The 13,983-nt window shown below is 31.4% G+C and carries 11 protein-coding genes; 2 read left to right on the forward strand and 9 right to left on the reverse strand.

All coding sequences use genetic code 11. The features are described 5' to 3' along the window. Nucleotides 1-6: 6 nt before the first annotated feature. The 7 genes from FHK87_RS04745 to FHK87_RS04775 all read right to left on the reverse strand — a co-directional run bounded on the left by FHK87_RS04745 (nt 7) and on the right by FHK87_RS04775 (nt 10,915). A complete protein-coding gene (locus FHK87_RS04745; RefSeq protein ID WP_140590622.1) occupies nt 7-1,167 on the reverse strand; it encodes a hypothetical protein in 1,161 nt (386 codons plus the stop codon). Between the two features lie 86 nt (nt 1,168-1,253). Next, on the reverse strand, nt 1,254-2,486 hold the full coding sequence (locus tag FHK87_RS04750; protein WP_140590625.1) for a serine hydrolase domain-containing protein: 1,233 nt from the start codon (nt 2,484-2,486) through the stop codon (nt 1,254-1,256). Nucleotides 2,487-2,643: 157 nt separating this feature from the next. Then, nucleotides 2,644-3,843, reverse strand: a complete 1,200-nt coding sequence (locus tag FHK87_RS04755; protein ID WP_140590629.1) for a DUF4272 domain-containing protein — start codon at nt 3,841-3,843, stop codon at nt 2,644-2,646. A gap of 111 nt (nt 3,844-3,954) precedes the next feature. Then, nucleotides 3,955-4,959 carry a hypothetical protein gene (locus FHK87_RS04760; protein WP_140590632.1) on the reverse strand — a complete coding sequence of 335 codons (1,005 nt, stop codon included), beginning with the start codon at nt 4,957-4,959 and terminating at the stop codon, nt 3,955-3,957. Between the two features lie 58 nt (nt 4,960-5,017). Then, a complete protein-coding gene (locus FHK87_RS04765) occupies nt 5,018-6,568 on the reverse strand; it encodes a cellulase family glycosylhydrolase (protein ID WP_140590635.1) in 1,551 nt (516 codons plus the stop codon). After that, nucleotides 6,565-7,785, reverse strand: a complete 1,221-nt coding sequence (locus FHK87_RS04770) for a hypothetical protein (RefSeq protein ID WP_140590638.1) — start codon at nt 7,783-7,785, stop codon at nt 6,565-6,567. The genes FHK87_RS04765 and FHK87_RS04770 overlap by 4 nt, the downstream gene beginning before the upstream one ends. A gap of 43 nt (nt 7,786-7,828) precedes the next feature. Continuing rightward, nucleotides 7,829-10,915, reverse strand: coding sequence for a hypothetical protein (locus FHK87_RS04775; protein WP_140590641.1), 3,087 nt, complete (start codon nt 10,913-10,915; stop codon nt 7,829-7,831). Between the two features lie 174 nt (nt 10,916-11,089). On the opposite strand from FHK87_RS04775, the gene FHK87_RS04780 reads away from it, so the two are divergent. Next, nucleotides 11,090-11,908, forward strand: coding sequence for a dolichyl-phosphate beta-glucosyltransferase (locus tag FHK87_RS04780; RefSeq protein ID WP_140590644.1), 819 nt, complete (start codon nt 11,090-11,092; stop codon nt 11,906-11,908). Nucleotides 11,909-12,034: 126 nt separating this feature from the next. Here the strand turns inward: FHK87_RS04780 and FHK87_RS04785 are convergent, their stop codons facing one another. Then, nucleotides 12,035-12,280 (reverse strand): hypothetical protein, encoded by a 246-nt coding sequence (locus FHK87_RS04785; RefSeq protein ID WP_140590647.1) that lies wholly within the window; start codon nt 12,278-12,280, stop codon nt 12,035-12,037. Between the two features lie 298 nt (nt 12,281-12,578). Here FHK87_RS04785 and FHK87_RS04790 point away from each other — a divergent pair, with 298 nt between their 5' ends. Then, nucleotides 12,579-13,304 (forward strand): phosphodiester glycosidase family protein, encoded by a 726-nt coding sequence (locus FHK87_RS04790; RefSeq protein ID WP_140590651.1) that lies wholly within the window; start codon nt 12,579-12,581, stop codon nt 13,302-13,304. A gap of 34 nt (nt 13,305-13,338) precedes the next feature. Here the strand turns inward: FHK87_RS04790 and FHK87_RS04795 are convergent, their stop codons facing one another. After that, a complete protein-coding gene (locus FHK87_RS04795) occupies nt 13,339-13,962 on the reverse strand; it encodes a TetR/AcrR family transcriptional regulator (protein WP_140590654.1) in 624 nt (207 codons plus the stop codon). Nucleotides 13,963-13,983 lie beyond the last annotated feature (21 nt).

Consider the following 13,983-nt stretch of genomic DNA (forward strand, 5'->3'; position numbering starts at 1 on the left):
ATTCAATTACATAGCTTTTAACTCGGTAATATCATTTTTTTGAAACATATTTTTTAATCTATGCATTAATTTTGTGTTCAATGGTATTTTTTCATTCGCTTTTGTTTCGATCGTTATACCTAATGTTTCTGCTATTTCTTCTATATATTTATGATATGATCGATTTAAAATAATGGTTATGTTTTCATCTTTACTCATTATTTTTATACTAAGACTTTTTTGATCAATTGTAAAATCACTAAAATCAATCTCTTCTTTTATATTACTTCTAAGAAACCTGTTTTTAACAATATAGAATTTCTCGTTTTCTTTTTCAAGTCTTACAATTCTACCTTTCTTGATTTTTTCTGTTGGGTTTGCTGTGTATATTAAAATTGAAAATGATTCTCCGTTTGTTAATATCTTTTCTTTACTTCTAAAGAGATTCAGAATAGGATATATGATTAAGTATTTTGTTTTTTGAATTAATCGTACAGAACGACGATAAAATATTAATGCCACTATAAACATCAATACTGAGATAATTACAGATAACATAGGGCTTATAATACTAATGAATACAAAAATTAAGGATACTATTATTTTTGATATTTCTAAAGCTGAATCTATTAATGGAAAAGGAGAAAAGAAAATCAAAATATCGAGAAAAAACCGCACACTCATAACGATAACCAGAAAGTACATTGATGTTATCAATACCAAAATCGTTTTAAAACTAACTGATAAAAAACCTGCTTGATACACTACTTCTTCATGAAGAGAATCACTAGAGAAAATAGTCGGAGCCAACATGATAAATCCATTAATCAATAAAGCAGCATGATTTGAAAGATAATTATCCACCAATGCTATTGGTGCTGTTGCTTTATTTGTTTTGAAAACTGTTCCAACTGATGCAGTAAACAAAAACAATACTCCAAACAATATGGTTATAAACCAATTATTAAAAAAAGGATTTGTCGCAACAAAATCATTATGAAATCCAATTTTTGCGCTTAAAGAGGTCAAAAAAACGGTCAGATACGGATTAATACACATTGGTGCCAATTGAGCAAATTGATCTATCAATGTTGCATTTTGATCTAATGTATCTTGAATCTCCTGTGTGCTATTTTGAGCTAACAAGAAAAATGGAATAAGAAGAAATAATAATGTAATTTTTTTCATCATGCGGTGCTATAAATATCAAATATGTAGGTTAATATTTTGAATATGAGAGCTAAAAGTAATAAACTTTTGATTAAACACTACTTCTAAATTTTTATACATTCAGTTTCATACTGTATTAATGCTTTCCAAATGTTTGAAATCTCTTCCCAAATTTTTTTATCACCTAAATAATCTGTATCTGTATTCGAGATTATAATTTTACCTGTATTTCTTTTTGGACTAAAGAACATTCCTGTAAAAACACCGGGATCACTTCCATCGTGTCCAACCATTTTATCATTTATATGTATCCAGTTATTATTATACTCTATAAAACAGCCATAAAACTGTCCATCGTAATATTGTTTTTGATAAAATCTTGCAAACCCTTCTTTAGATAAAATTCGTCCTTTACCATTATATCCTCGAATCAATTCTGAAAGTAACAATCCCAAATCATGACTACAACTTCTAAAAGAACCATTGGGATAAGAGCCTTGCACATAATTCGTTATCATCATGTCTTTTGACACAAATAATCTCGAGCGATTACTGCTTACCATTTCTTCAGGTCGCCAACCCGAAGACTTCATTTGCAACGGTTTGAGTATATACTTTGCTGTAAAATCTCTAAAATCCTGTTTCGCCACTTTTTGCAATAGCAGAGCACATAAATCAGACCCTATGTTTGAGTATTCTCTTACTTCTCCCGGTTTGTTGTCTGAATATGGTTGGATTTTATATCTCTTTTTAGAAAAAACGTCTTCCAAATAGTTCTCTAAAGATTTCTTTTCGTTAGCCTTTCTAAAGAATTCATAATAATCTTCAGCTTCATGATCTGATCTTTCTATATCTTTTTCAAGAAAAAATTGATCCAAATAAATTTCATCTTGGTCGATAATAGATGATGTATGGTAAGCCAGATGTTTAACCAAAATCTCTGTATCAGGAAAGTTAGGATTAACGACAGGAAAAGGTAAATACTTGTTAATGGGATCCTCTAAGCTAAGAAGGTTTAACTCTTCTGCCTTTATCAATGATAATCCAATCAATACTTTGGATATAGAAGCAACCGGTTGAGTAGTTTTTGAAGTATACTTATAAGTAGTATCTATATTAGCAAACCCAAAACCTTTTTCAAAAACAGTACCCTTATCATTCACAATAGTAACAGCAAACCCTTTAATTAAATCTTCGCTATATGCCTGGTTTAATTTCTTAACCAAAGATGTATTTAATTCATCATAACCTGAAGTACTAGTATTATCATCTCTCTTTTGATTTTGACAAGAAATCAAAATTACAGCGAATAGAATTTGATATATTTTATTTTTCATTTATGCATACTGTTTTTCAGATCGTGAATAATGATAAATATATGAATTAAAGTAAAAGAGCTTACTTAAACCAACTGATATAAACTTTATCACTAATTAAGCGCATACCAGTTGAAGTATTGTTACAAATAAGAAATTAACTTTTGATCCCTTTATTTTATGTACTTGTCTGTACATAATCCCAATCTTGATTGTGGTATTTTGTCAACCAATTCAAAGAGTAATGCCTTTCATAAACTACACTAGGGTTGATGTTACCTAACACTTCTTGTCCATTAATCCTAGCATCAACACAAGCCCAATTCATTCGATAAATCTTATCTAATTCATCTAAAATCTCGGATTCACTTCTCAATGTGATCGAACTTTCAAATTCTTCTCTTGTCGGCTCAAAAATCTTTGCCACTATTGTCTGAACATCGCAAATATCATCTGGGTACTTCAACTCATCCATTTTTCCTAGTGCCCAAAGCATCACGTAGAGACTCTCATATCGCCAGGTAGCATACGCTCTTTCTTGATCATTGAGATGATCTGCTTGATATATGTAATTTTCTTGTTGTGAGAAGAAATCAATTTTTTTTGCTTCTACTGTTCTTATAAGATGTTCCTGCTCCACTCCTTCTCCTTTGGCTGCGATTATTAAAAGTGCATAAGCTCTATCAGTTACTTCTTTTACACTTCTAAGATCAACATTTGTAGATGAAGATACACAAGGCAAATTTTTATTGATTTTGATTCCTTTAGATGTTAAAAAATTCTCTGATTTTTCTTTTCTTGCTACTTGCTCTTCTTCATAATTCTCTTTGGGTTCATCATGATATTTGGCATCTACAATTACCTGTATATCTTTAATTTCGCAATTCCCGTTTGTATCTAAAATCAGGTTCAAATCTTTATCTGCAAAATACTGCCCATTTGATTTGTTCAAAAATTGATTGGGTTCTGCAAAAATAAAACCGTCTAAATCTTTGATTATTTCTTTTAGAATAGATTGAAACTCTTTGACCATTTCAGGCTCTGCAATAAAGGGAATTTCATAATTTGCAGACATCACCTTGTATAAAAACTTATTTCTAACTTCCTCATTTTTAGCAGGAATTGATTGAATATAATTAACCATTCCCGAAAGATTTTCAGTCAATCCACACTCAATCTGTTCGAGCTTATATGAAAGATTTTTTCTTTCTCTATATTTAATTTTTAAGGTTTTTGATTTTCCAAAAAATCCACCTTTAATTGTTGCAGTCAGAGACTTCTCATCACGATCAATTTTGGCTTTTGGAAGCTTTGCTTTGACGATTTGAATCACTTTTTCAAATTCTAGATTGTGACTGTAGATGGTACAATTTTCCATTTAATCCGTGTTGTTTCTTTGCTTATTTGCTAGAGTATTTAAATAAGATCCTAGTCAGGCATCTTTTTGAGATAAATGTAATTATTTTATCTAAGAAAATATAAATAGTTATTAGTAACTATCTAAGGTATTAAAGATTTGTTGTAATGGTATTTTTCGTAATACTGGCTCACCATACTCATTAAATATCAATTGATTATTTATAACCTCAAAAGTATCCATACCTCCTTCATCTGTTCCATTATTGTAAGACGGCTCAAAATTTAAATGTCCTACTTTTTGTGTTTCTATATTTACAATATGAATGTTATATGTATTGTCTGGCGGAACATCTTGATGAATAATTAAATATTTATCAATCAATTGAATCTGTTTTATTGAAAACCAACTCCGCCGATCTGGTGCACCGGTTACCAATGAATCTGAAATAAACAACCAGTTATACATGCCTCCTCTCTTTACAAAAACAGCATGTGGCGTTTTATATATTTTATAATATTTATTTTGTGCAACAGGAGTTAAACTATCTAATTTCTCTATGTGATGACCCGATGGATAATAGATCAAAAAACCATGAGATTCTTCGTTTATAAGATGATCTTTATATGCTGAGCTGAGTTTTAGTATTTCTGAGGAAATATTAACATAATAAGAATCCGGAATTTCTAATATCTCAGACTGCCAACTCGTTTTAGGACTTACAATATCTCTGAAAAGAGAATCGTCATCTAAATCTTTATAACCAAGTGCACCTGTTATTATCCATTCTAGAGAACTATCTATATGATCTCTTTTTTGATCGGGTAGTACTTTTTTCTTTAAAACATTTAGAAAAGCTTTATTAGTTTTTAGTTTTAATTTTTGAGGTACCATAAGTATCCTTATAAAATTAGAGTAACAACCTTCGTTACTTAAGCTAAACTGCTCGTTTGTTTTGCCATTAATAACTGTCACCGTTCTTCCACCACAAGCACTTCCCCTGCTAAAATCATTAATAAGCGTATCAACTATCTTATCGTGATTTATATCTATAAGAGTTGTATCTAAATTGTATTGCGCTATCGATATTTGATATCCATTAATGATGACAAATATTGAAATTATAATATTTTTCATACAAGGATTTATGTTTTGTATGTAAGAAAAAGTTAAGAATTCTAAATATACCTCATTTCTACTCTTTATTAATAAACTTAAAGGCTTCTTTTTTCTTACCGTTTTTATCGATAAAGCCAAAATGTTTCTGTTTATGTTTGCGCCAGGGCAAGCTCCCTACAACAGATGATGGTACTTTTTCAAAATCATATAGTGTCCATGACAAAAAATGAATCTGATCTTTATTGATGATCTTTTGAAACTCTTGGTGAAATTTTGCTTGTTTCTTTTCGGTTGCGCCAAAAGGATTCCAAAATCCTCTACTAGAAGGCAATCCAAATTCTTGAAGAACAATTGGCTTATCGATCATAATACTCAACTCTGAAAATGTATCATTAAAATCCTGTAACGGTAAATAGTAATGAAAGGAGACAAAATCTACCTCTTCGTCTAATATTGGGGCAGCCAATGCACTGGCCCAACCTATCGTCACCAAATGATTGGGATCATATTTACGAACTTGATTGATCATTTCTTTGAGCCATGCAACTACATTTTCTTTATTTCTATTTTCGAAATCTAGATCCGGCTCATTCTTGATATCCCATGCCAAAATAGCCTCGTGCTCTTTGAAAGCACTTACAATTTGTTCTGCATGACGATGTGTAGCCGTCCAATCTAATACAGAGTAATCTCCATAAAAATCAAAAAGTGTAACCACTACTTTAAGCTCTTTTAATTTTGCGAGATCCAGAACTTGTTTTAGTTTTTTCATTTTTTTGGCATCTACCCTTGTCTTTCCAAAATCGCTGTATTGCACAAAAATCCTTACAGTATTAAGCCCGGCTTTTTTGATGATATCAAAATCCTTAGAAACTGTATCGGGATCAAACTGTTCTCCAAACATATCCCAGGGGGATTTTTGAGGATAATAATTGATTCCTTTAATTCTAAATTCTTTTCCATCGATATAAATCTTATATCGAACAACTTTAGCAAACTTATTTGTAGTTTTACTTTTTTGCGGTACACTACTCTTTTCTTTTACCAAATGCCGTATTCGCCAATATCCATCTTCTAATAATAGCATTACCTGATAGTCCGATTGTTCTTCGGTCTCTAGAATAAGGTTGTCATCTTTATAGATTTGCTGGTATTCTTTTACATTTTGGTCTGTGATTACAGCTAGCTGCCCATCTGCGCTATAAAAATCTAATGAGATATTGTGATCGGTAGTCGTGCCATGAATCGTTATTGCTTTGGACCTATTTGTTTTCAAAATTTTTGCAATCCGCTCACTTGCATTAGTCGTATAATAATCTTCTACCCCTTCTTTTTTATTGGTTTGATAAGCAACTTGTCGAATATACCATGCATTAAGATAGTCTTCTTCTATATCAATCATGGTTTGCTTTTCTATTAACCTCCCGGGGTTAACAGTATCTTTCCATATAACTTTTGGTAAATATGTATTTTCTTTATTTAATGCTAATCGCAACATAACAGATCGATCGGCACCAGTATTCAAATACGACAAGATTTGGCTAATCCCAAATAATAGTAATACCATAAGCCCAATAAAGGACGTTATTACTAGTGATCTATAAAAATTTTTATTCCATTTTGTCATTCTAGAGGTAGCTGTTTAAATTCTTTATGGACTCCCAAAGCTTTTATATGTATATCATATATTCCTGAGGGGTAAAACTCTTTTTTTAAAACAAACTTAGCTTTACCTTCAAAAGTGCTTTTTGTAAGGGTCTCTATTTGATGATTTTCATTGATTATCTTTACTTCTACCAACGCCCCGTTAGGGATCAACTGATTCATAAAACTTGATAATGGCCCAACAACAATTTCTCTGTTTTGCATACGAAATTCTATAGGGTAATCTTCAATCACAGGTTCAAATGCGATGGTAATGGTATTACTCTCTGCGATACCAGGCACGTAAGCCTTTATTTTCCATGTGTCTTTATGATCGGGGTGTAGAATTTTGGCAACGGCTACACCGTTTACCGTACTACCTTGTGTTTTTAGTAATGCTCCTTTTGCATCTATAACATTATAGGTTACCCAGGTACCATCACTAATAATATTACCATATTGATCTTTAAGTACAGATGTCATCAATTCTACAATTTGATTTCCGTCTGCATAATTATGTTTGCGAATACTATTAATTTCAAAATCCTCTGGCAACGATGGAAATACTTCTACCGAAAATTCTTTGGATATTTTAGCGTTTACTTGCGATGATAGTAGTAACCGGCCAGACTGATCATAAGAAAATCTGTTTTGCCAGCCGATCATATCTTTACTAAGAACAGTTTCTTCTTTTTCTATATTTAAGAATTGATGTTTAAGCCATATAGCGGTGCTGTCCGGCAAAGGATTATCATAACCATCTTTGGCAATTACTACTTGCATTGTATAATCTTTACCTCCTGCAATAATACTTGGTGGTCCTACATATGATTCTAATTGTAGAGGAGTTTTTAGATTAGGCTCAATTATAATCTCTCCTTTTGCAAGCTTTTTTGTTCCTAGAAATAATGTATAGCTTATTATACCTTTTTTTTCTGATATAGATGTTGGGAGTATAAAACGTCCTGTAGAAGACATAAGCAACGTGCTCCCAAATGAAGAATGTATAAAAAGCCGAGTGGTTACTTTTTTAGACAGTCTAAAATCAAGAACTACTTCTTTGCCTGCCACAAAAGACGTTTTAGGCTTTTCAAGAACGGTAACTTCTTGTACAAAAGGTTTGATCACCGCTGTAAATCCTACACAGCAAAGTAGTATTATACAAATACCGATTATATTATATTTCTTCTTTAGATTCAATAGTCTTATTTTCTAATATTGTTACTGTTTTTTAGGGTTTTAATTATGGGTTACCTACATAAGCATTGACCTCTATTTTTATGTAATGAAACCCTTTACCTTGTATCGGTATTAATTGAGTAGCAGCATAGTCCTCTTTTCGGTTTGGCACTAGTTTTTTACTGATTAGTGCATTTGGAAGCCCATTCACAAGAATATTATCCATAGTATCGTTGATATTTTTAACCTTAGAAATATCTGCCAATGTGTATGTAAAATACTGCTTCCGCTGTGGCCTTATACCTTGTGACAGAAAGCTATGATCCATCCAAATCAATGCTTTATCTTTATTATAATAGGATACCAACAGTTGAGGGATTGTTGCTTCTTGTAGTCCTGAATTAAAAAGTACTCCATTTACTTGTTCTCCTTCAATATTCAATTCATTAATTACTAACCCTTTGAAAAGATCGACTGTGGCCACATTACCTACACATTGTAGATTGAAGGTTACAGGGTTTTCATCAAAATGTATAGGAGTAAATTGATCCGGATCAAAAATTTTCGGTTTGGCTTCTTCGTTATTTAGCCAGGCAATGTTTTCAAAATCTATTTTGAAACTCGTAATTTCTTTGGGAATAAGTTTATGTTTGATTTGATGTTTTACATTATAACTCGCTAATTGATCATCATTATTATTATACAATACTCCTGTAATGGTAACATCAGCAGGAACATTATCTACATTTTGTAATTCACCAACAATACTATATTGATCTTGATTCTGAATAATCTTTGCTGATAACACTTCTAAAACCGGTTGTTTTAGTACATCTTCATGATACGTTTGTTCTGAGGTAATCCTTCGGCGCCCATGATTATAGAAAAACGTTTTATTGGTAGCAAATAACTGATCAGGTGGGATATCTAAGTCATAAGCCAATGGTTGAATGAACCATTTTCTATTTCTTTTTACTAATTCATGATAAAAAGTTTTATCTATCTTTTCTAAAGGGGTCACCCATTGTGTGTAAATTTTTATTCTTGCAGTACTATCAGAACGAGAAATTGTTTCTACACTCATATCATCTAGTTTTGCATAAGAACTTAGCAAGCCATCGGTAACAGCAACCTCGAGCATATACTGGTCGAGTGTTTTATTACTTTTGGGATCGAGATAACTATGAGCTGCCTTGTATCTTTTCATATCCAAAGCATCATAATACGCTTTAATTGCATTGTCAGGATTGATTTGTGCAGCATTCTTAATATAAATTCTGTAAGAACCTATTCCAAACAGGATAATCATGAGTATTGCCCAAAGGTATGATGTCGTATATACCGTATTAGTAAGGCCTGTATAATAACTTTTGAACTTAAAATAAGCAGGAAATCCAACTTGTTTTGATTTTAAGGCATGTATCCATATAAACTGTATATTGATGATAAATGCCAACAATACTGTTAGCACAGGGATAATCCCCCACATCATTTTTTGAAAAGTAGGTACATCGTCTTTTGGCAGAATATTCGACAAAGGAGGAACATTAAGTTTTTCCCAAACCATAATACCATTTTCTAACTGTCGTAGGCGTTGCCAACCACAGAAAAATAAAATTGGATCATAGAATTTATCATTAGAAAAAACATATTTGAGATTATACTTCTCTGGAACAGTAAGAAACTGCTGTAAAGACCCGATACCTTCTATACCCCTATATTTAGAATTCTCCAGGCGTTCTACTGCTCGGGTCGTTAATTCTGGTAGTCTTCTTGCAGAATGATAATTACCATCTACTGTCATGGCATTGGTTTGAGAAGATAGCCATGCCATTTGATCTCCAAAACCAAGAGGTAAGTATCGCCAGTGATCATGCTGATCTTGTTTTAAAAAGTTTAGAATAGGCAGCATTTTAATTTTTTGAGGTTGAAGTGGTCTAAAATACCCCAAACTCATTGTAAAAATGATCATAAATAAAACTCCCCCTGCAAATAACCCTCCTAAAACCCTATGATAAACAGCACCATATTTTTTAATATTTTTTTCTTTAATGTCTCCTTCTACAAATCGATATGTAAACTCTCCTAAAATTGGCAATGCCATAATAGATGCCCATAGCGTAAAACGATCTAATGTGAGGATATTAAATGCATTTTCGCCTAAAAGCATCCTAGGTATTGGCGTTGTTCCTCCAGAACCCAAAACGGTTAATAAAGTTATCGATAAGCCAAAAAATAAATATCGTTTACTAAAAAATCGATACCATATATATGGAAATAACAATAACAAAATCCCCCAAGGAATTAGGAAAAAGACTAATCCCGAAGAAGTCACTTCTAAAAAATTGTCCCTAGATCCATGAGGAATAGGCACCTGGGTAATAGGATTATTTTTGGTGTTGATCCAATAAGGTAGAATACAAAATATGATCAGTACCAAAGAGCCTATTCCAAAAGTGATAATCCTTTTGAAAGAAGATAAAAATGTTTTCAAAAAAATGCGAAGTCTTACTTGTTGATATGATCCGACCTTTTCTTTTGAAGCATCCATAATCACCATACCCAATAGAGGGAAGATAAAAAACACCATCCCAAAAATAGGAGTTACATGGTGAGAAGTAACGGTTACAGCAATTAGACTAAGGCTATTCCATAAATACCTATATTTACCTATTTTGACCCACAGATAAATCTCCGGTAATGCATGCAATAATATAGAAATACCGACTACACTTGGTAATTGCCCAAAAATATGCAAGGTTTCTATAAATGAAGAAGAAAATACAGCAAAGATAGCCGCATACCCTGCCACTACTCTATTAGACGTAAGCACTAAAGCAAATCTATAAACCCCTGTGATAAATAGGATAACAGCGATAATGGCAACACTAAAGAGTCCAAATTTTAATCCTCCTATATAAGACAATAGCCCTATACTCTGGTGTACCAAAGGAGGGTATCCTAATACTGTAAAACCTGTATACCAACTATAGTTCCAGGATTCAAACCAATCATTTGCATAATGATTACCAAAAAACAAGTGTATCAATGCATCATAAGTAGATTCTAGTGTAAAAAAAATAGAAGTACCATGAAATACAATCCCGATTAGCAATGCACTAATCAAGTACTTGTTTGTGAATTTATCCATAAAGCTCGCCATCGTTTTCTGATACTAAATATACAACAAAGCTTCTAGATTCGACAAATGGCACAACTATCGTTAAAAACCATTCACCGATAGCAATTCTCTGCTAATCGAAATCTCAGAATCACAGGCACTATCCTCATATATCTTTGAGTCATAACCCAAAAATAATTGATCATGAAAACCGGAATTATCATACCTTGTTACAATGAAGAAAAGAGATTAAACGTTGCTGCTTTCAAAAAATTTATTGCTCAAACAAATGATTTTCATTTATGTTTTGTAAATGATGGGAGTAAAGATGATACTATTTCTGTACTAAAAGATATTCAGTTTTCTAATCCAAACAAAGTAAGTATTATCGACATGAGAAAAAATTCGGGTAAAGCCGCTGCCGTAAGAGCCGGAGCAAGATATCTGCATAGCAGAGGCGATATTACATATATAGGATTTATAGACGCTGACTTATCTACAGATTTTGAGGATTTTAATGATCTTTTAAAAACATTAAAAACCAATAAAAAATTAAGTATGGTGTTTGGATCCAGAGCAAAAAATGCTACCAGTAGTATACAAAAAAATAGTTGTAGAGGATTGATCTCAAAATGTATTAATATCCTTATTGTATTGATCTTAGGGTTATCGATCAAAGATACACAGTGCGGAGCAAAAGTGTTCAAAGCCGAATTGGTTCCAATCGTTTTTAATAAAAGCTTTTTAAGCAAATGGTTATTTGATGTAGAGATGTTTATCAAAATGAAAAGACATTTTGGAAAAGCAGTGATCATGACAAAAATTCATGAACAACCATTATCAAGATGGATTCATGTAGAAGATTCTAAACTTGGTCTTAAAGATGCTATAGAAATTCCTTTTAGATTAATTTCGATATGGTTTAATTATAATATTGTACAACAAATCAATATGTTACAAACAGATCAGAATACAGAACCTGCATTAGACATATTTAATCCTGTAACTACAGTAACAGTTTAACCCCACAAACTATATAACCTAATATAAATAGGTATTAATTTTCTAATTTGTTTATATCCTCAAATAATCATAGTAAAAAAAATCGGCTCTAGAGCCGATTTATATTTTTTTTAAATATTGACGATGTTAAGCCATTGCTCGAGGTGCCCAGCTAGAACAAAGCATTCCCGGTGCAGCCTTTTGCGGATTTGCACATTCGCTTCCTTCATAACGTAAGCAAGACACGCAATTACGGTCATCATTAAGAGCAGCTTTCATCTTGAAACCATCACAAGTATAGATTTTACTTACCGTTACTTTGTGAATAGCACACATGTTTTGCTCCATTAAATTTTCGCAGTTTGCACAAGTATTTCCTAATCGAATTGCCATTTTTTTGTTGTTTTAAGATTTATATATTTAAAATTAGAAAGAAAGAAACCTAGAAACAATATAAATAACTGTATAACAAATATTTATAAATAGATTGATTTAAAATAACTTCTAGTCGCTAGATATTCTACAAACAATAAAGCCACATATTTAAAAATCAGAAACACAAGAGTAATGTCTAAAAACAATTAAAGATACCAATCGCAAAATATTTATATTTGATTTGTTATCATTTCAAAAACATTGTTGATTCGCTTCTATTAAAATGCTTATCGAAGGTTTGTAAATAAAGCTAAATATGAAAAAATTCATTCTAATTTTGACATTATTTATTGTTACTGAATTCATTTCTGCCTATACAACTCAAAACTATACTGTAGATGAATCTAAGTTTGTTATTCACAAAATGAATCCCCAAAAAGGAAAACTGAAATTGTATTGGAAAGATCCAAAAGGAAAAATCTTTGGTTCTTTAGGAAGTTTAAAAAAATCATTAGAAAGCAATGATGAAATCTTGGTATTTGCCATGAATGGAGGCATGTATAATAAAGATCAATCACCACAAGGTCTTTGTATCTTAAAAGGCAAAACTATTGCAAAAATAGACCGCAATACAAAAGGGTATGGTAATTTTTATTTACAACCAAATGGTATTTTTCACATAGATAAAGACGGAAAAGCTTTAATTACACAAACAACTAATTTTAAAACAAACTCAAATATTGATTATGCTACTCAATCTGGTCCTATGTTACTAATTAATGGAGCTTATCATCCAAAATTGACTAAAGGTTCAGCTAATCTTCATATTAGAAATGGTGTAGGTATTCTACCAACAGGAGAAGTACTATTCGCTATGTCTAAAGAAAAAATAAACTTCTTTGATCTAGCAACATTATTTAAACAAAACGGTTGTATAAATGCGTTGTACCTAGATGGTTTTGTATCAAAAACGTATCTACCTGTCTCTAATTGGATTCAATTGGATGGTAAATTTGGAGTTATAATAGCAGAAACAAAATAAACTATCATTCATAAAAAAGACGATATAAATTTCTTTAAATAAGATTATGAATATTTCGGTACTCTTTTTTACCTAATGGAGTTAAATAAGGAAATATCGTTTGATTAATTACATCAGTATACTTTAATACTAGTTTTTTAGATATTTGTTTTGATTGACTCATTACAGAAGACATCCAAAAATCACTCAAAATTTGAATTCTCAGATATAAGTTATCGTACTCATTTGGTAGTACTTCTTTTTGTATCAAACCTTCTTCAATCAACTCTTCAATGTATGCTAAAAACTGAAGTCTTCTGTTTTTTAATAGTTCTTTATAATGATCTTTTATTTTAGGGTAATTGAGCATGATAGAATTAAAATCCTGAAAAATAAACCGATATTCATAAAAGCATAGCACAATGATATTTGTAATCCTAAATAGTTCTTCTAGCTTGTTTTGAGAATGAATACTATCAATAATTGCTTTATCAATAGTAGCTACCAATTCAAAGTATAATTCGTGTATGATTTCCTCTCTTTTTTTAAAATGATATTGAAGATTTCCAATACTAATATCTAACTCTTTGGATATAAACCTCAACGATACATGATCGAGTCCTTTACTATTAAATAACAGCAATGATTTTTTTAATATTTTTTGCCTTGTATTACTCACTTTGCAAAATTATAAAATATA

Source organism: Aquimarina algicola, from assembly GCF_006443095.1.
In the GTDB taxonomy this organism is placed as follows: Bacteria; Bacteroidota; Bacteroidia; order Flavobacteriales; family Flavobacteriaceae; genus Aquimarina; species Aquimarina algicola.

Excerpts from the sequence above, each read along its gene's own strand:
- FHK87_RS04760 (WP_140590632.1), bottom strand. The coding sequence starts at position 4,959 with ATGAAAAATATTATAATTTCAATATTTGTCATCATTAATGGATATCAA.
- FHK87_RS04790 (WP_140590651.1), top strand. The coding sequence starts at position 12,579 with ATGAAAAAATTCATTCTAATTTTGACATTATTTATTGTTACTGAATTC.
- FHK87_RS04745 (WP_140590622.1), bottom strand. The coding sequence starts at position 1,167 with ATGAAAAAAATTACATTATTATTTCTTCTTATTCCATTTTTCTTGTTA.
- FHK87_RS04785 (WP_140590647.1), bottom strand. The coding sequence starts at position 12,280 with ATGGCAATTCGATTAGGAAATACTTGTGCAAACTGCGAAAATTTAATG.
- FHK87_RS04765 (WP_140590635.1), bottom strand. The coding sequence starts at position 6,568 with ATGACAAAATGGAATAAAAATTTTTATAGATCACTAGTAATAACGTCC.
- FHK87_RS04780 (WP_140590644.1), top strand. The coding sequence starts at position 11,090 with ATGAAAACCGGAATTATCATACCTTGTTACAATGAAGAAAAGAGATTA.
- FHK87_RS04775 (WP_140590641.1), bottom strand. The coding sequence starts at position 10,915 with ATGGATAAATTCACAAACAAGTACTTGATTAGTGCATTGCTAATCGGG.
- FHK87_RS04755 (WP_140590629.1), bottom strand. The coding sequence starts at position 3,843 with ATGGAAAATTGTACCATCTACAGTCACAATCTAGAATTTGAAAAAGTG.
- FHK87_RS04750 (WP_140590625.1), bottom strand. The coding sequence starts at position 2,486 with ATGAAAAATAAAATATATCAAATTCTATTCGCTGTAATTTTGATTTCT.